Annotated in this window: 13 protein-coding genes and 2 pseudogenes; 5 read left to right on the top strand and 10 right to left on the bottom strand. The window is 36.9% G+C overall.

All coding sequences use genetic code 11. From position 1 onward, the window contains the following. Positions 1–53: 53 nt before the first annotated feature. The gene (locus BN990_RS18975) at positions 54–362 is read left to right on the top strand and encodes a PadR family transcriptional regulator (protein WP_021292467.1); all 309 of its coding nucleotides are present in this window, start codon (positions 54–56) and stop codon (positions 360–362) included. A 14-nt stretch (positions 363–376) separates the two neighbouring features. Then, positions 377–1580 (top strand): annotated as a pseudogene (locus BN990_RS18970) (chromate transporter). Between the two features lie 101 nt (positions 1581–1681). Here BN990_RS18970 and BN990_RS18965 read toward each other — a convergent pair. Further along, positions 1682–2371, bottom strand: coding sequence for a FadR/GntR family transcriptional regulator (locus BN990_RS18965; protein WP_021292468.1), 690 nt, complete (start codon positions 2369–2371; stop codon positions 1682–1684). A gap of 398 nt (positions 2372–2769) precedes the next feature. Between BN990_RS18965 and nhaC the strand changes: the two genes are divergently transcribed. Together nhaC and BN990_RS18955 are read left to right on the top strand one after the other, a co-directional pair. After that, positions 2770–4227, top strand: a complete 1458-nt coding sequence (nhaC, locus tag BN990_RS18960; protein ID WP_198433940.1) for a Na+/H+ antiporter NhaC — start codon at positions 2770–2772, stop codon at positions 4225–4227. Positions 4228–4290: 63 nt separating this feature from the next. Continuing rightward, positions 4291–4515, top strand: coding sequence for a hypothetical protein (locus tag BN990_RS18955; protein ID WP_021292470.1), 225 nt, complete (start codon positions 4291–4293; stop codon positions 4513–4515). A 1029-nt stretch (positions 4516–5544) separates the two neighbouring features. On the opposite strand, the gene ygjK is transcribed toward BN990_RS18955, so the two are convergent. From ygjK to BN990_RS18940, 3 genes are all read right to left on the bottom strand, one after another. Next, positions 5545–7932, bottom strand: coding sequence for an alpha-glucosidase (gene ygjK / locus BN990_RS18950; RefSeq protein WP_038246342.1), 2388 nt, complete (start codon positions 7930–7932; stop codon positions 5545–5547). A 300-nt stretch (positions 7933–8232) separates the two neighbouring features. Next, a complete protein-coding gene (ebgA, locus tag BN990_RS18945; RefSeq protein ID WP_074436709.1) occupies positions 8233–11241 on the bottom strand; it encodes a beta-galactosidase subunit alpha in 3009 nt (1002 codons plus the stop codon). A 12-nt stretch (positions 11242–11253) separates the two neighbouring features. Then, positions 11254–12711, bottom strand: a complete 1458-nt coding sequence (locus tag BN990_RS18940; RefSeq protein ID WP_021292473.1) for an amino acid permease — start codon at positions 12709–12711, stop codon at positions 11254–11256. Between the two features lie 173 nt (positions 12712–12884). Between BN990_RS18940 and BN990_RS18935 the strand changes: the two genes are divergently transcribed. Beyond that, positions 12885–13733, top strand: coding sequence for an AraC family transcriptional regulator (locus BN990_RS18935; RefSeq protein WP_021292474.1), 849 nt, complete (start codon positions 12885–12887; stop codon positions 13731–13733). Between the two features lie 511 nt (positions 13734–14244). On the opposite strand, the gene BN990_RS18930 is transcribed toward BN990_RS18935, so the two are convergent. The 6 genes and pseudogenes from BN990_RS18930 to BN990_RS22135 form a co-directional block, all read right to left on the bottom strand. Then, positions 14245–14661 (bottom strand): MarR family winged helix-turn-helix transcriptional regulator, encoded by a 417-nt coding sequence (locus BN990_RS18930; protein WP_021292475.1) that lies wholly within the window; start codon positions 14659–14661, stop codon positions 14245–14247. Between the two features lie 68 nt (positions 14662–14729). Next, positions 14730–15464 carry an SDR family NAD(P)-dependent oxidoreductase gene (locus tag BN990_RS18925; RefSeq protein ID WP_031335841.1) on the bottom strand — a complete coding sequence of 245 codons (735 nt, stop codon included), beginning with the start codon at positions 15462–15464 and terminating at the stop codon, positions 14730–14732. A 15-nt stretch (positions 15465–15479) separates the two neighbouring features. After that, entirely contained in the window at positions 15480–16229 is a 750-nt protein-coding gene (locus BN990_RS18920; RefSeq protein ID WP_021292477.1) for an SDR family NAD(P)-dependent oxidoreductase, read from the bottom strand. A gap of 47 nt (positions 16230–16276) precedes the next feature. Beyond that, positions 16277–17539 (bottom strand): MFS transporter, encoded by a 1263-nt coding sequence (locus tag BN990_RS18915; protein WP_021292478.1) that lies wholly within the window; start codon positions 17537–17539, stop codon positions 16277–16279. 79 nt (positions 17540–17618) lie between these two features. Then, entirely contained in the window at positions 17619–18425 is an 807-nt protein-coding gene (locus BN990_RS18910) for an SDR family NAD(P)-dependent oxidoreductase (protein WP_021292479.1), read from the bottom strand. Positions 18426–18662: 237 nt separating this feature from the next. Next, positions 18663–19122, bottom strand: a pseudogene (locus BN990_RS22135) (carboxymuconolactone decarboxylase family protein). Positions 19123–19231: the final 109 nt, after the last annotated feature.

The raw sequence follows: 19231 nt of genomic DNA, 5'->3' as shown, positions 1-19231 counted from the left end.
GATATCGAAAATCGATATTGTATTTCGAAATAACTCGATAAGAAGGGGTAGAATTGGAAGATAGAGTACTAAGAAAATTAGTTTTAGGTTTTATTCAGATTCATATCTTACATCATGCTGCAGAGCATCCTATCTTTGGCTCCTGGATGTTAGAGGAATTGAAAGAACACGGATATAGCATAAGCGCTGGTACCCTATATCCAATCCTTCATTCGATGGAAGCAGATGGTTTGTTAACGAAAGAAGAACAGAATGTAGAAGGAAAAATCCGAAAGTATTACACATCCACGGATAAAGGCTTGACTGTTCTTAAAGAAGCGCGAGCGAAAGCGTATGAACTATTTAAAGAAATTAAAGATTAGCCGGAGGAGATGAAATGAAAAAGAAGAAGAACAATCAAAACAAAAACGTATCTATTCCATCGTTACTGGAAATCTTATTTGTCTCAACGAGATTAGGCTTAACTTCATTCGGCGGGCCAATCGCGCATCTTGGTTATTTTCATGAAGAATACATTCGTAGACGGAAATGGATGGATGAGAAGCATTATGCTGATTTAGTAGCATTATGCCAGTTCCTACCTGGACCTGCGAGTAGCCAGGTTGGTATTGGGATAGGCGTAATGCGTGCTGGAGTACTTGGCGGTATTGTTTCGTTTTTAGGGTTCACTATTCCTTCTGTACTAGCTCTTATCGTGTTTGCTCTACTCATGCAAGGCCTAGACATTGGTAGTGCCGGTTGGATTCAAGGTTTAAAAATCGTAGCGGTTGCTGTTGTTGCTCATGCAATTATCGGAATGGCTCAAAAACTAACTCCTGATTTAAAGCGAAAAGCGATCGCACTACTTTCATTAGTAGTAACCCTGCTATGGCAAACAGCATATACCCAAATAGGCATTATACTATTATCTGGGTTTATTGGGTTTCTCATCTATAAAAAACAATACAAATGATGATGCAAATATTCATTTTCCAATTTCAAAGCGTTTTTCGTTCATTTGTATATCGCTATTTTTCGGGCTAATACTATTACTTCCCATTTTAAGAGAAATCAGTGCGAATCATTGGATCGCTATGTTCGATAGTTTTTATCGATCTGGATCGCTAGTATTCGGTGGCGGACACGTCGTCTTGCCTTTACTTGAACGTGAATTTGTACCTACAGGGTGGTTGAGTGAAGAAGCCTTTCTTGCTGGTTATGGTGCAGCTCAAGCCGTCCCGGGACCATTATTTACCTTTGCTGCCTATCTAGGTGCTATAATGAATGGCTGGTTAGGGGGGATCCTTGCAACCTTTGCAATCTTTCTACCTGCTTTTCTACTAATCTTAGGAACTCTCCAGTTTTGGGATAGTCTTCGCAGTAATCGAAAAATCAAAGGTGCATTAATGGGCGTAAACGCAGCAGTAGTTGGAATTCTTATTTCTGCCTTCTATCAACCAATTTGGACAAGCTCTATTTTAGAGCCGATTGATTTTGCTTTTGCTGCCATCCTTTTCAGTATGTTAGTTTACTGGAAATTGCCTCCTTGGACAGTTGTACTGACAGGAGCAATCGGAGGCACCTTACTATCGTTTATTTAAAGATTTATTTTTTCATTCCTCCTAGGTATAGTTCATTATGGAACCTTATACTGGGAGGTGATAATTTTTATCTATCTATTTAAGATATAGTCACTTCCTTCCTAAACTTGAACTTCCGTAATGGAGTTCCGCACTGACTTCATGATTTTCTCAAATGCTTCCTGCGCTTTTACCGAATCACGCTCCTGAATCGCTTGTAGCAATGTTTCATGGTAAGGATAGCTTTGGTCAAAAATATCGTCTTTTCCAAATGGCACATTCCAAAATTCATGAAAGGTTTCCCAGAAAGAATGGATCATGCTCTCAAGCATCGAATTATTTGATGCACGGTAAATAGCCTGATGAAAATTAGAATCTGCCAGATTTGCCTTCTCTCTTTTCCCTTCACTCAAAAATCGAACATATTGTTTTAAATGTAATTTCATCACTTGAATATCCGCTTCATCAGCTACTTGTACAGCTAATTGCACAGCTTTTCCTTCCAGTGCCTCCCTCACCTCAAGCGTCTCTAGTAAGAAATTCTTTTTATCTTCCACTTCAAAGGCAAGCTGAACCTGAAAAGGATTCATATCTTTAATGTAAGTCCCTTTCCCATTTAATACTTCAATGGCTCCTTGAGCTTCGAGGAGCTGAAGGGCTTCTCTTAATGAAGATCTTCCAATTTGCAATATATCTACCAATTGAGCTACAGAAGGTAGTTTATCACCGCTCTTCAGATTTTCCCTTTTTATATAATCTTTGATTTCCTTTGCACAGATTTCCGATAATCGCTTCTTTTTTATTGCTTTCACTTCATTCACCTCTGAATCAGCTATGTACAGCTATTATACTATTGGGTTTGATTAATAACAAAGGCCCAGCATTTATTTTCAGAAAAAACAAACCTTTCATACAGGTTGATAGTATGATAATATAAATGCAACGATTAAAAAAGTGGACATAACGCGAGAAACTTTTCAAATGGCTTTCGTTGTACTCCATTTAATGATACCGCTTTAAAGTAAGAAGAGAGCCTTTCTCCTCCAATCTATTAGACAAACTAGTTTGTTTCGCAGAACTTTTAAAGCGTTTACAAAAATAGTATTTAACGGTCTATTAACAAGCAGTTCAAATTTATTAACCAACGATTTTTGAACATGGATTCCATGTGCTGCAAACAAGCAAAATTTTACTAAAGGGAGAGATACAAGTGAGTCAAAATGAAGTGAAACGCCCAACTGTACGAATGGCATTAATTCCCATTGCCTTGTCTCTTATCATTTTTATTGTCGGTATTGGTGTGCTTCAATACCAAGCTGAACTAATGCTCATCTTCGCAGGCGTACTGTTTTCACTATTCGCTAAGTTTTACGGCCATAACTGGGAAACGATTATTACCGTTATGGGAGAAAAAATCAAAACCGCTTTGCCCGCTATTCTTATATTATTCAGTATCGGACTATTAATCGGTACCTGGATGATTTCAGGGACAATCCCATTCTTCGTTTATTACGGGCTGGAAATCATCAACCCTACTTACTTATATGTACTTGCATTTATAACGACAGCCATCGTGTCAACATGTACTGGTACCTCATGGGGATCAGCTGGAACGATCGGTGTCGCGCTCATGAGTATTGCCCAAACGATGGATTTATCCATGGCAATCACCGCGGGTGCAGTCGTGTCAGGCGCTTATTTTGGAGATAAACTCTCACCATTATCTGATACTACCAATATGAGTGCACTTGCCGCAGGCTCGAATTTGTATGAACACATTAAGCATATGCTCTACACCGCTGTCCCCTCATCTATTATTGCTATCATCATTTTTTATTTTGTTGGACTACAAATTGATTCATCACCAACGCAGTTAACGAGTATTGAAGAGATGCTGACTGGGATTAGTGAGTTGTTCAGTCTTACCCCTTTGGTTTTACTTCCAGCAGTGATCGTTATTACAGGTTCTCTCATGAAGAAAAATCCATTAATCGTACTGTTTTGTTCAGCAGTGACGGCAATGATCATCGCCCTGCTATTTCAACATGCCACCGTTGCTAACTTATTTACGGCGGCCGTTGAAGGATTCAATACAGAAATGCTAGGTGTCGCTCCAGAACTTATTTCTGCAGATATTCAGGAACTACTTAACCGCGGCGGACTTTATTCGATGTACAATGCAACGTTCTTTGTGTTCTGTGCATTCTTTTTCGCTTCTGCATTAGAGGTTTCCCAAGCGCTTAACGTTATCCTTGAAAAAGTTATAGCTTACCTAAAATCCATTGGAAGTGTAATCTTCGCTTCTCTAGTAACAGGTTTTGCTGTGATCAATTGTACGTCGAATGCCCTCGTCACCTACTTCCTAATCAAAGATATTTATGGTGATGTGTACAAAAAGAGGAATCTGCACCCAGTAAATTTATCTCGTAGCATGGAAGATTCAGTCACCATTACAGAAGTTCTTATGCCATGGACCGTTTCAGGTGTATTTATGGCAACGACACTAGGTGTAGGTAACTTTGAGTTCCTCCCATGGGCAGTTTTTAACTTGGGCGGTATCGTTTTCTCTGCTTTATACGGTTTTCTTGCTCCTTATACAAATAGTTTTGGTATTAAAAAATTAAATAGTCAACAAGTAACAGAAGAAAAAAATCAACAAGTAATGTAATAGGGGATAGACAGGCACCCATTATTTCTAACGTAATATACTTATATAGAAGGAGTGATGGCAATGCCTTGGCAAGAAAAAATCAGATTTTTAATAGGGCAACCTGTAGGAATTTCCTTAACAAATGGGCAAGGCACATCAGGAGTTTTATGCGGTACTTCTGACAGAAAGGTCCTTGTTATTGAGTACATGTATCAAGATCAGTTCGCTATGAAACAATACGATTTTTATATGATTCAGGATATAAATGGATTTCCACCTTGTCATAATCAACAACCACTTTATTAATAAGATTTGATTCTCATCTGAAAAAAGAATCTAACTGTTCTTGCAAAGTAGCCCTTTAATGTCTTACCCATTTAAGTTCGTTTCAATGATACAAACTTAAATGGGTAGCAACACCACTGCATATCATAAAAGAAACATCGTAATACCACTTACCCTACTGTTCCCGGTACTGTATATCCAAGTACAGAACATAGCGAGAAAACATAAATTTCAGAAGGGTCAGTTGGATTATCCGCTAAATAAACGAGGCAATCTTTAACGTTTACTACAAATAATGGGTTATCTGAAATTGAACCTAACCCTTCAATGACAATATCAACAGCAACTCCTAAACTAGAAGCACTAGCTAACTCTCTTCCTATTACTTCCGCACACGTTGGACAGTCATATTTATCTCTATCATTTCATGGACGATGTAATGACCATTCATATCTATTTGATAATTAGTTAGCCAATTCGTAACTTCATTTAAGAAAGCTTAACGATCATCTCCACAATAAAGATGATAATGGTTAACCTTAGTAGTTTCAAATATGGTGATCACCATATTTGAATTGGGGTATAATATTAACTCTGTGAGCAAGAGCACTACGTATTCTTATCAGCTAATATTACACTTCTGGAGCCAATACATAAAAGAAGTATTAGCTCAAAGAAGGTTTACAATTCATAGTATTACCTTGGCAATATCAGTGAGGGGCAGAGTTACTTTGCCACATACTCCCTTCAGATTTCACCTCACAGTGGAACCCTTCTCTCTGTCTAACGGGGCTTACTACCAAGCCCGTAAGAGACCTCCACTCCCTAGACATAACACATGCACAGAACAAAAAATAGCATACCAAAACTTATGTGATTTGGTATGCTAAATATTATTTTATTTTTTGCCTCTCCATTGTAAGTGAATTACTTAGTTTCTTACAGACTTTTTCAATCCCATTGAAAGAAGTTTTTATTTGGTTTTGTATCAGTTTCTCTAAGCGTTTTTACTTATTGCTTATACAACAACACTAACAACCAGTACTAATTTTACTTAAAAGCATCTTGAGTAGTTGGATTATTACTCAAGATATTATTCTTATACAATAAATAATACGTTGCTGCAGACCAACTGAAGTTTTTCGTACTAATACCTTTCCCATTTAGAGGATTATAATTTTCATGAATTGGAGCATTACCCATTAAACCTTCTGCATGGTAAAAAAGTTTTTTAGTTTCTTCAATTGCTTCTATATCAAAACCGTAATTTTGTAATGCTTCTATTCCAAACAACGCTTGATCTAACCAAACTGGACCACGCCAATAGTCACTTGGACTGAATTTTTCGTTATCCTTTGATGCGGTTGGAAAAGGCATATACGTATTAAATTTATCTTTATCCATTATATTGTCTTTTACAGTTTCTGCTTGCTCGTCTGTAGCTAAGTTTGCCCAAAGTGGAAGCCATCCTTCAGTTCCCTTACCTCTGTTAACTAATAATTTTGTTTCAGGTCCATCATCATTAATTTGTAAATCGTAAAAGTATCCTGATTCTTTGTCATACATGTTTTCCTGTATATACATCTTCAGTTTGCTTGCATCTTTACTTAATGTTTTCTCGTCTTCATTCCTATCAAGTTCAGCTGCCATCAGTTTCAAAAAGCCTTTTTCAGCATACAGATAGGAGTTCAAATCAACAGACTCTTGGTTGATTGAATAACCCACTACTTCTCCATCTCTTTTATTTTCAAACACTTTTACACCTACATCATCTTCACCGATACCTTCTTTATCAAAACGAGTAGCATTGTCCATGCCGCTTTCCCAAGCAGCAGCTTCAATTATGGCCTCATCATTAAGTTCAGGTTGTCCTTTTTTATCCTTTATAACTTTACCGTCTTCATCCGTTTTCCAATTGGCCTCACTTACCATGCTTCCATATTCAGCAACACCATTATTGTCGTGATCACGGTTTGTATACCACCAATTATGGTAATCCATTAATTTAGGATACATTTCTTCTAAAAATTCTTTATCATTCGTTTCCTCATAAATATTCCAAACCGCCCAAGCTGACAATGGTGGTTTAGAATTTCTTTCATTCCAGTTGCCACCTTCTCCTCCACGCGAACTATTCTGGTTATAGAATATAGCATCAATAATTACGCCTTCATCTTGTGGACGAACGTTATCATCAGACTTAATCTGGTAATCGAACAAAGCACGTACATTGTTCTTTGCTAAATCAGGATTAAATTCTGCTAAAGCAACGTCTGCTTTCCAAGAATCCCAACTCCACATACCCATAAACCATTTATAAGACATCGAAGGAACAATTCCATCATGCTTGATGGCTCCAGCAGGACTTTGCCAGTTAGTCATTAAGGTTTCAATTGATTTTACTACCGCATTCTGATATTGCGGAAAATCTCTTACTTTTTCTCCAGTAAAGGTTTTATCTAGGTATCCTTGCCATCTCTGCTTATTGTCTTTAAAATGACTCTCTGGTTCACCCATATAATCAGATGATTTTTCTTGCTCTTGAGAAAACTCATCTTCTGTAAAAGTGTAGGATTCCGTTGTATAGGTTTCAAATGTTTCACCCGGATCTAAACTTACAGAATCCTCAAGTGAAGAGATATAATCCAATCCGTTTATTTCCGTATTGATCTTTTTATCGTGAGAAATATAATACTTCACTTCATCAGTAGCGAAATAGTTCCACTGTTCTCGAACGTTGCTAAAATTAACTTGTATTGCGTTTCCATCTTTTTGTAAACTTGTTCCGATATCAAGTGTATTATTCCCATCAATAACGCTATTGAATACTGAACCTCTCCAAGAAATATCTAATTCCAAAGATTCTTCGTCAGTGTTCACCATATTTGTACGTATTAATGCAGTACGATTACTAACAAAAATCAATGTAATGTCTAATGTGAGATCACCTAACTCATATTTTTGTTCTAATCTACCTGGATAGGAAGACAAATCGATATCCTTACTTTTACTTAAATCATACTGTTCATTTGTTTCTTTATTTGTAATTTGAATACGATTAATGGAATCAGAGAGGTTAACTGGGTATTCTTCACTAACAATTAATGGTCCAGCAAAACCACCTAATAATTTTTTATTATCTTTAGCAGGCTGATAGTAACCATGCCAAGCACCAAGATCAGAAAAATGATTAAACTTATTTGTTTCATATACCCCATGAGCTTCTTCTGTAGGATTCGCTGATAAATCCAATATGTTTGCAAATCGATCAACGTTTATACGGGCTATATCAGAGTTAGTTCCCGTATCCCCCTCTGAACTAACGTTTGCCTCGTTACTTGTACTGTTCTTTTCGTTTTCACAACCTAAAACAATAAAAGGCATTACCAAGATACATAGGCTAACAACGAAGCTTCTTTTCCATCCCCTTTTTTTCATAAAAATCCTCCTTTTATATTATGTTTAGGTTCCTCATTTCAGCTATGGTAGCGATATATCGGGTTGTACAGCAGGCTAATGGAGTAGCCATTGCATTTATTGCTCAACAGTATCACTATCCGAACTCTGCCAAGATAATACCACTGAAGGTTATTATTCCTATGTCTGCATGCTCGTCAAAACGTCTGTTATACTCAAGCGTCACCTGAAAAGATAGATTGTTAAAACCATTGCCGTAAGGGCAAGTTAAACGCGGACTAACATTTAAGAAGAAAGGAGATTCCCCCCTTTCTTCTTTAGTTATTTCAGCGACAGTTCAAATTCCAACGTGAAATCTCGAAATTTACAGCGGTATTTATCTAATTGGTCTTGTCCACATGAGTTACTGCCAAGGCCATTTTGTTGTTGATCGATGTGAAGTATAATATAGTCCCGTTCCTGCAGATCAACCGTGTGCTTTGCTTTCTCTAAATCGGCATCTTCATAACGTAAGGCGCTGAAGTTAATCCTTTTATCTGCCTTACAATGAAGTGATATACTATCATTACCTAAGCAGACCCAGTCACAGTCCATATGGTTGCCATTGGCCTGTGGTTTCACATAGTTGACAAACAAATCATCTATATGTTTATGAAAAACTCCTGGATAGGCTGACTGACAGGAATCCGTATAATTTTCGTGTGGTCCAAGCCCCCGCCATGAGGCCTTATCTAATGATCTGTTTACTCTCATTTGCACACCAATCCTTGGCAACATTGGCGGTGCATTGTCTTTACGACCGGAAGCAATGCCTTCTAGCGCAACCTGTATTTTGCCATCCGCAAAGACCTTATACGTGTATGTTAAATCATAGTACCATGAATTGTTCGTGGTTCCGTAAAGTGAACGCATCCGCCACTCAAAATGGTCCTTTTTTAGCTCATATTGCACATCGCGTACCATGTCATGACCAAGATGCAGGAAATAGTCATTTCGATAATCTTCCAAAATATACATATCATTATCAATAGGTGCTCGCCAAAGATTGAAAGCAGGCCCTTGTTCGATTATTCGATGACCATTATATGTTGAATCCAATATTTGCCCAAGCACTTTATCAAACGTTACCTTGAATTTTTCTCCTGAAACCGTAACTAGCCCATTCTCTTCGACGTACGTTATATTACCGGAATCAGCCCCCTTATAATTAATGGTAGGTATAGCTTCATCATACACAAAAACACTTCTTGTAACTTCAAAGCCTGCTTTTGCCCAGTTTGTTGCGCGCTTCAGTGTATAGGTGAAATGCACCGTATATCGTATTTCTGGTTTGGTTTGTTTCGCATTAGGATAAGAAATAACGATATTGGCAGCATTTCCAGGCTGTATATCTGGAATGACCTGTTCTTTTTCCGCAACTAGCTTATCATCTTCATAAAATTGACAGGTCAATTGATAGTCGTCCAGTGAATTAAAATCCAACCGGTTTACTAATTCATAGATGCCGGCACGAATGTCAAAGGCTCTCGTTTCAACCGGTTCAATAACCTTTTTGTATTCCTTCAAGCTAGTGGAAGGAGTCCGGTCTGGCATTAATAAGCCATCTATACAAAAGTTTCCGTTGTTTGGTTCATCACCAAAGTCCCCGCCATACTTATAATACGTTCTTCCATCGTCACTATAGGACTCAATACCATGGTCAAACCATTCCCAAATAAAGCCGCCCTGCATATGGTCATATTTGTAAAAAATATCCTGATATTCTTTTAAATTCCCTGGTCCGTTTCCCATGGCATGTCCATACTCGCACAATATATGTGGTTTGGTTGTGCTACTAGCAATCTGGTCCATTGTCTGTTTGCTGTCGTGCTCAAGCCAGGTGTACATGGTAGAGTACACATCCGTTACCTCGGCCTCAAAGTCACCTTCATAATGTACTAACCTTGTCGGGTCTGTTGCTTTTGCATATTCCGCCATTTTCCGGAAGTTATGCCCAAAAGCAGATTCATTTCCTAGTGACCACATAATGATGGATGGGTGGTTTTTATCCCTCATAAGCGTTCGTTTTAAACGGTTAACAAAAGCCTCTTCCCAATCCAGGTTATCGGCAAGCCATTTATAATCCTCTGTTAATTCGAAGCCATGGCATTCTAGATCGACTTCATCGATGACATATAAACCGTATTGATCACACAACTCATATAGACATGGGGCATTTGGATAATGTGCAGTCCGTACTGCATTAATGTTATGCTTCTTCATTAAGGTAATATCTGCTTCTACATCTTCTTTTGTTGTTACACGACCTTTTAACGGGTGATAATCATGCCGGTTGACGCCTTTCAGATTGATCGCAACACCATTTACCAGAAAAGTATTTCCTTTCACTTCCACTTGTCTGAATCCTACTTGCTGATGGATTGTTTCCACCATTTCCTTGCCGCTATAAACAGTCATTGCGAGTGTATATAAATAAGGATCTTCTGATGACCACTTGATGGGATTATTTACTTTTTTTACAAGACTTTCACGGCTGTCCTGTTCTTCTTGAAAAATAGTATTTCCGTCGTTATCCTCTAATTGATAATGAATGTTCTGCCCTTTATATTCAACTGTTGGATGAACAATTAAGGTGGCATGATGATAGTCATCGTCAAAAACTGTTTTTACCGTAAAATCATATAAACCGACAACGGGTCTAGCAAAAAGCTCCACATCCCGAAAGATGCCGCTTAACCACCACATGTCCTGATCTTCGAGATATGTTCCATCAGACCATTGAAAAACCCTTACTGTTAACATGTTTTTGCCAGTAATCAATTGATCAGATAGATCAAATTCACTCTGTATTCTGGCACCTTTGCTGTAACCTATAAAAGTATCATTCAAATAGACTTCAAACGCAGAATCAACACCCTGGAACCTTAAAATATATTGATAATCGGTCTGTATTTCATCTATATCAAAAGTTGTCCGATAAATACCTGTGGGGTTTTCAACAGGCACATACGGTGGTATGATCGGGAAATTATACCATAGATCAGAGTAATGCATGTTTCCATATCCCTGTCTTTGCCAATTCCCAGGAACTTCAATCGTATCCCAACTAGTATAATCATAACTAGTTTTATAAAAATCTTGCGGGCTGTATTCCGGTGCATCTAAAAATAAAAACGACCACCTGCCATTCAACTTTTGATAAAAATGTGTATGTCCCAGTTCACCAGTTTTCGCATCTATTTCTGAAGGGAAACTGGTAAAATGCGCCCTTGGCTCCATTCTGTTAATACTGTCTGTATGGTTGTCTTCCCATAGTTTTTTATTAACCAATTCAAACACCACCTAATTATTTTTTTGCTTGGTTTCATATTTTTTGTAGAAAATAAGGGCAATTCCAATGAAAACAATAATACCAAGTATGTTATAAAGCAGCTTAAATAAGGGATTTACTGATCCTTCAGCATATGTTCCAGTTTGGAAATAGTCTATTAAAGCCCACGGAGATGGGAAGGTTGACGTTAGAAATGCAAATGTAAAGAGTGCCAATAATAGTATTCCAATGAATATTCCTGTGTTTCTGCTCCCCATCCTAAAGGAGCGTGATATATTATCCTTTTTAACGCGTAATACGATATACGAGATAAGTAGAAACAGTACAGGAATTAGTGAAGTTGCAGCTGTCATATTAATTAAAGTTGCTAATAATGTATCAATTGCCCCAATTCCGATTGCAGGTATAATCATTAAACCGGTTACAACGATTCCTTGGATTATTAAGGCATTTGTCGGATTACCTTCTTCGTTCGTTTTGGAAATCCATTTTCCAAAAATACCCTTTGGAATTTCAGAGAATAAAATTTTAACAGGTGCAGCCATCCAGATAATAAGAGAACCTAATGCACTAAGCAGCATAATTAACCCTACAAATCTTGTTGTTATACCATTTCCAACGCCGAAGTGACTTCCCAATATAGTAAAAGCGTCAAATAATGCGGTAGAATAATTGTCCTGAAGTTGTCCAGCCGGCATAATTAAGCCAACTGATACTGCGCCCAGTGCATATATCACACCGATGGATATGGCAGAAATGGCAAGTGTTTTTACAAAGGATTTATTACCTCCTTTAATATCTTTTACATAGACACCAACTGCCTCTGCGCCGCCAACAGCTTGTAGAATCCAGGCCAATGTCATAAAATAGGTCCAATTCGTAGTTGGCATTACTGTTTCAGTACTGAATTCCTGTGCAGAAGGAACACCTATCCAAAAGATTACTGCTAGTGTCAGAACGATAAAGCCTATACCCATTAATATTCTGGCGAAACCGGATACATCTGTGATTTTAGTGATCCAGGATATCCCTTTGATAGAAACAAATGTAGCCAGCCAAAAAACCAAAATGGATAGTATTGAAATGGTAAGTGTTGCGTGAATACCTTCAAAGACATTATGACCCGTGAATGTAAACGAAGCATAGATAAGTGTTTGAGGTAATAGTGCAACAAAATAAAATAAGTTTACAAAAAAGTATGACCAAGAACCCAAGAACGCCCATTTCTCTCCAAGTGCTGTTCTTATCCAGCTATATACACCTGATTCTGAATCTTCATTTGCAGAGGAAAATTCTCCAATCATTAAAGCAAAAGGTAGAAAGTAGAATATTGTTGCGAAAAGAAAGGTAGGTACAGCAGCCATTCCTATACTAGCGGTTGCATTTATGATGTTATTAAATGCAAACACAGCTGTAAAAGTCATCAACAAAAATGAAATGGAAGTAATTCTTCTTCGGTCTTGTTTCATGTTTATTCCCTCCTTAAAAATAAAGGTTGTTGTTGCGCTGCCAACCGTTTACTGATACCATTAGAAAACGTAACCATCAGTGGTTACGCTTTCAGTATATATATATAAATTAATTTCAGAAATAGCTAAAAGTTGCTAATGATTAGCATTATGTTGCAAATGGGGGTTTTTATATGTTTGATTCAATAGGTACATATTTAAAAGATACCAAACTGAGCGATGAATTCGATATTTTCGAATGTGGATATGAGGATGTACAACCTAGAGATCCTTACCAATATGAGCCTATCGATTACTACTTGATTCACTATATATTAAAAGGTGAAGGTCTTTTTTTTATCAATGATGAGATACATCACCTTAAAAACGGAGAAGGTTTTTTAATCCCCCCAAATACAAAGAATAATTACTATCCTTTAGTGGGTAACCCATGGAGCTACAGATGGATAGGATTTAAAGGGGGGTTATGTAAGGAGTTTTTTCAAAAGTGCGGGCTTTTGACATCTACAAAAGCAGGGACGGAAAACTTCACATACAGATACGATGATAAAGATAAGATGGATAGCCTTTTTGCTAATGTTTATTATTATTCTATTAATAATAAACACTTAGCTGCACTTGGTGAGTCGTATCACATATTAGAATTATTAATTGACAAGCATCAAGAAGATTTACGTCAAGGTATGTCAAATTCAGAAAGATATGTACAGTGTGCATTAAAATATATTGAAAAAAATTATTCCAGTTCAGATCTAACAGTGGAAAGAGTTGCGAAAGTTGTTCAATTGCAACGATCATACTTATTCAGGTTATTTAAAAGGCACCTGAATTTAAGTCCAAAAACGTATATCATACAGACACGACTGAATAAATCAACAGAGTTATTACGAAAAGGAAGCAATACGATTGAAGAAATTGCCTATCTTGTTGGTTTTACCAATCCACACCACTTTTCAAGACAATTTTCGAAATATAAGGGAATGTCCCCTGCAAAATATCGTTCACAATTTATTTCTCGTTAGAATCACTTTGATTGTTAGGTTCCTATTATAAGGATAAAGGAGCGTCATGGATAGACTTATGGCTTGGGAAATAAATGCTTACCGTTTCGCTATCACGATAATCCATTTCAAAGAGGCTACATGTCAACCATAATTGCAATGATTAAAAACTAGAAGAATTCTGTATTGAAATTCTAATAGGGAGTTGAAATTGTAACTATTAAAAATGAAGAGGAGCTAGACCAAGCTTTTTTTAATGTTTCAATTCATCTACGAATAGTTGTATTATAAGTTGATAGTTTGAACAAAATTCCCTCTTTGTATATCTTCATTGTTGTAAGCAATTTGACAAAAAATCCCCCCATAAGGCAAAACAGTTTTTTAATTTCTAGCCTGTCTACCTTATGGGGGGCATATCATTTTTCCATAAATCGCAGTACTTTTTAGTTTTGTATTCTATCAAGTGAGTAGAACCGTACACATTCTTACTTACATAGTTAATAGCACACTCCTAATTATACAAAAACATGAATTAAAGATCGCTCAACTTTTTATAAATTTCTAACAACCTAAGCCTCTCTTCGTCTGTTAACTTTTCAAACAAATTTTTACGGAGTATTTGTCCTTCTTGATCGGCTCTTTTAAGTATCTCAGTACCTTTGTCCGTAATGTCTAAGTAGATAATGCGCCGATCAGATTCATCAATAATTCGAATAATTAATTCCCTTTGTACTAGTTTTTCTGATAAATGCGTTAAAGAGGGTGGAGTCAATCCTAAAGCTTTTGCAATATCCGATGGACGGCTTCTCCCCTTTGCCTTCAAATGGCCAAGTATGAGGATATGTGAAACACCCAGATCTTCTTCAAATAGTTTATTCCATTGAATAATTAACTTATTTGTTACCTTATCCATCGAATGAATAATGTCAAAAATTGTTTGTTCTTCCATGTAATTAAATCCTTCTTTCTAAGAAGTAGAGTCCCCTTTATTAAAAATGACACTTTTAGTTTAGCATATTATTGGGCAGAAAACCCACCATCAATAACTAATTCTGCACCTGTAATATATGAGGAATCATCTGATGCTAAGAACAATGCCGCATTTGCTATATCCTCTGGCTGTCCTAAACGTTGTAAAGGCGTTGCTTGGATTAATTGTCCGACTAACTCTTTTGATGTGCTTAATCCTTTTGTCATTGGTGTTTCAATAATACCGGGGAAGAGAGCGTTAACACGGACGCCACTTTTACCAAATGTCGTAGCAGCAGCTTTTGAAAGTGCACGAACAGCACCTTTAGATGCAGAGTAATGATTAAACCCTTGTCCAATCTGAGCTGTATAAGAAGAAATATTTACGATGGAACCTTTCTTCTCCTTTGCCATATAAGATGCAACGTGCTTAATACCTGCAAAAGAACCAAAACCATTAATAGAAAGCATTTTTTGCCAATCGTCTAGATTAATGTCAGCATATGGTTTTTCAGAAGAAATACCGGCATTATTAACTAGTACATCAATCTTTCCAAAACATTGATAAACCTCTTTGGCCAAGGCAGCCCAATCTTCATCCGAAGCGACGTTTAATTTCATTCCAATTACATTTTCCTTTTGGTTTACTTTTTCTAAAGCTTCTTTATTTATATCAGCGGCAATTACAGTGGCCCCTTCCTTACTGAAAAGGTCAACCATTTGCTCTCCAATCCCGGATGCTCCACCAGTTACAATTGCTATCTTTTTATCTAACCTTCCTATTTTCACTCTACCACCTTAATATATTTTAATTGATCCACCATCAACCATGATGGTTTGTCCAGTAATATAATCGGAATCGTCGCTTGCTAAAAATACAGCAGTTCTGCCAATATCCTGTTCAGGATCACCCAAGCGTCTCAATGGAATATTGTTAATCATTTGCTCATATAATTCTGATGCGCTTTGCCTCCATTGTTTTACTCCCTCTGTAAGTGCAATAGGTGCGATAATATTGACGTTAATACCTTCTGGCCCCCACTCATTAGCTGCAACACGTGTAATTCCACGAATCGCTTCTTTTGCTGCAGCATATGACGCTTGTGTAGGCTGACCTGAAATACCAGCTCCTGAAGCAAAGTTAATAACCTTCCCTTTAGACTTCTTGAGTTCTGGATAAGCAGCTTTCATGAAATAGAATGTTGGATAAAACCCTGTGTTAAAGGACAAATCAAACAATTCCATCGTTGTTTCCTTAAAAAGTGCTTGTTTGGAAGCATGGGCATTATTCACAAGAATATCAAGCTTACCAAACTTACCTACCACTTCAGAAATAATTTCCTCAATATATTCCTTTTTGGAAATATCCTTAATAAATAGCATGCCCTCTGTGTATTGGTTAATCTCTTGTAAAGTAGATTTAGCTTTTTCTTCATTTATATCAACAATTGCAATATTGGCGCCTTCTTTCGCCATCGCAAGTGCAATCCCACGACCAATACCAGAACCACTTCCTGTTACAATTCCTACTTTTCCTTTTAATCTCATTAAAATCATCCTTCACTTATTTGGAATAGAAAGGGTTATATTGGAGATTACCTCCATAATCCCTCTTGGACCATTTTCTCTTTATTATGAAATGCTAAAATAACAAATAGAATATTGAGTACAAACATCCCAATAATTATATAAAAGGCTGGTACATAGCTTCCTGAAAAATCAAATATATATCCATATGCAGGGAGGGCAATAACTGAAGCGACTGCTAATCCTAAAGAAACCGTAGAGTAAATTTGACTATAATCACGACTTCCAAACATTGCTGTCGTCAAAGCAGGTGCTATCGTCCCAATGGAAGATGTCATACACCCAAATAACACTAGTGCAACAATAATCAATGTAACTACATCTACAAACAAAAGTAACATGGTTATTGATAATAAACCAATCAACATTGCCAATAAAGAAGTGATTTTAACTCCAATACGATCCGTTAAGTACCCAAAGAGTAATGAACCAATAAAAACCCCTAGTGCTGTTGCTGCCATTGCATTCCCAGTAAATTTCACATCATATCCTTGATTTGCTAAATAAGTTGGTATATGGATAGTAAAACTTGAAACCGCAGTAATGATAAAGAAAAATAGTGCCAAAAGCAAAAATGCTAATGACTTTTTGGCATCTTTGAATGTGATACCCGAATTAGTAGATGCCCCATTTGATTCTTCTCCCTCGGCTACACTTTCAGCCCCGTATTGAACTAATCCTTTATCCTTAGGGCTATTTCTAATAAGAAATAAAACGGTTGGTATAACAATAATAATAACAGCAATACCTATTGCATAATAAGATGTTCTCCAACCCAGATTAGTAATTAAATTTCCAACTATCGGTTGTGTGAATACCCCTAGTACTCCACCAAATGCTGACAAGATACCAAGCGCAATCCCATTACGCTTTTTGAACCAAGTATTGATTACAACTGGTCCTGCAATAACTGTAATGAATACTCCTCCGATCGCTAGTGGGATTGAGAAGATATACCATCCCCAAACAGAGTTCATTAATCCAAACATGGAGAAAGCCCCTGCTTGTAAAAGAATCGCAACGATTAATACCGTTCGTACATCATACTTTGCCAGAATCCTTCCACCAATTGGCAAAAATACCATCGTTACAATTGATGAGATACTTAAATATAATGTTAAATTCCCTACACCTATGTCTAGGTCTTTAGATACTGGTGTGATGAATAGTCCAGCAGTATTATTTAAACCTGCCTTCCCCAAACCAACGATAATACATAGTCCCACTAATACGAACCATGCAAAATGAATTTTGCTTTTAATTTGACTCATTTGTTAATATTCCCCTTATATATTTTTAAATTACGCCATTCATGTATGGGGGTATGCTTTATATTGCTACCGTTAAACATTATTTATCTTGGCTATTTATAAAGGCATTGGAGTCCGCAATAGTTGGATTAGCAATATAGTGACCACCTTCCACTTCGATGGTTTGACCTGTAATATATTTTGACTCATCTGAAGCAAGGAATAATACGGTATATCCAATATCATCTGGTTCCCCATTGTATGGGAGTGCATTATACTTTTTAAAGATATCCAATACAGCTTCCGACATATTACTTTCAGCTGCAGGCGTTAAAATTAATCCTGGTGCAACTGCATTGCAGCGAATATAGTCTTTTCCATATTGAGTAGCAATATACTTTGTTAAATTTACAACAGCAGCCTTGGAAGCTCCATAAGCTGTACGAATAGCATCGGATGCAACTCCCCCCATAGATGCCGTATTGATGATTGAACCACCACCAGCTTCAACCATGTGCGGGATTGCATATCTGCTGCCAAGAAGAACACTCTTCGCATTAACATTCATAATCCGATCCCATTCACCTAGATCGATGTTTACTACGTCTAAATCTTTGTTAATATTCGTTACTCCAACATTATTGAATAGTACATTAAGTTTTCCAAACGTCTCTACTGTATAATCAACCGCTTCTTTAATGGACTCAGCATTTGAAGCGTCGAGGAATTTTGCTGTAGCTACCCCACCTCGACTTACGATGGACTTTGCTACTTTCTCTGCTCCCTCGATATTAAAATCACCTATGACAACTTTTGCCCCTTCATTTGCCAGAAGATGAGCTGTTGATAAAGCAATTCCAGATGCTCCACCTGTTACTAATGCAACTTTATTTTGTACTCTTCCCATAAATTATTCTCCTTTCTTAGTCATTTAGTAAGCGGAAAATATTAATGAACTACTCACATCTATATTTAGACGTCTAAATATTCAGCGTCTAAATATTAGCATAAGATACTTTATGATTCAATCAAAAAATCTACAAAGTCGTTAATTATTGTGTAAACGTCGCATAACAAGCTATATAACGGCAAGAACAACCTCCTCGTATCAATTCTGAATATAAAGGATTTTATATTGCCAAATTTACTTTACCGTTAAAGGTTTGTAATTTCCTGGTAAGCGTTGGGATGAAATAGCCGACCGGTTCCAACCATTAATTGTTACGATAATAGTAACAAGATTAATATATTGCTTTTCATTAAAATGAAGGCTCCCTCTTTTCATAAAGATCGTCTGGTATACCATTTACTGATATCGTTGTAACAGCTTCTGTTAATTCAAGCGCTGCCTTTTCAGACTCGGAATAGAAATGATATTCACGTCAACCAGGTAAACAGTAAATTCTTTGTTCCGTTTCCCCATGTACTCGGGCATCCTTTGTGTGTATATCCAAGTCAACGCAGTACCATTTATTTGAGATGCCCGAATTTTTATTAATTCGATTAATTCATTCTCAAACCCGTTGTATTCCTGTACTTCTCCAATTGAATCATTAATCTGAGAACCTCTGAATCGTTTTCATGTAGTTAAAACGCTGCTTCATGGTTCAACTCCTCCTTTTATTGCACTTTGTATGGATCTAAGTATAATCATGCATGGTAAAAAGGCAAGATAATCTAAGTTCTTAAACCAAAATCTTCATGAAATAATAT

The organism is Virgibacillus salexigens (assembly GCF_000723585.1).
Lineage (GTDB): Bacteria > Bacillota > Bacilli > Bacillales > Amphibacillaceae > Virgibacillus > Virgibacillus salexigens.
This window is presented reverse-complemented; position numbering and strand designations above follow the sequence as displayed.

Excerpts from the sequence above, each read along its gene's own strand:
- BN990_RS18955 (WP_021292470.1), top strand. The coding sequence starts at position 4,291 with ATGCCTTGGCAAGAAAAAATCAGATTTTTAATAGGGCAACCTGTAGGA.
- ygjK (WP_038246342.1), bottom strand. The coding sequence starts at position 7,932 with ATGAAAAAAAGGGGATGGAAAAGAAGCTTCGTTGTTAGCCTATGTATC.
- BN990_RS18940 (WP_021292473.1), bottom strand. The coding sequence starts at position 12,711 with ATGAAACAAGACCGAAGAAGAATTACTTCCATTTCATTTTTGTTGATG.
- BN990_RS18935 (WP_021292474.1), top strand. The coding sequence starts at position 12,885 with ATGTTTGATTCAATAGGTACATATTTAAAAGATACCAAACTGAGCGAT.
- BN990_RS18930 (WP_021292475.1), bottom strand. The coding sequence starts at position 14,661 with ATGGAAGAACAAACAATTTTTGACATTATTCATTCGATGGATAAGGTA.
- BN990_RS18920 (WP_021292477.1), bottom strand. The coding sequence starts at position 16,229 with ATGAGATTAAAAGGAAAAGTAGGAATTGTAACAGGAAGTGGTTCTGGT.
- BN990_RS18915 (WP_021292478.1), bottom strand. The coding sequence starts at position 17,539 with ATGAGTCAAATTAAAAGCAAAATTCATTTTGCATGGTTCGTATTAGTG.
- BN990_RS18910 (WP_021292479.1), bottom strand. The coding sequence starts at position 18,425 with ATGGGAAGAGTACAAAATAAAGTTGCATTAGTAACAGGTGGAGCATCT.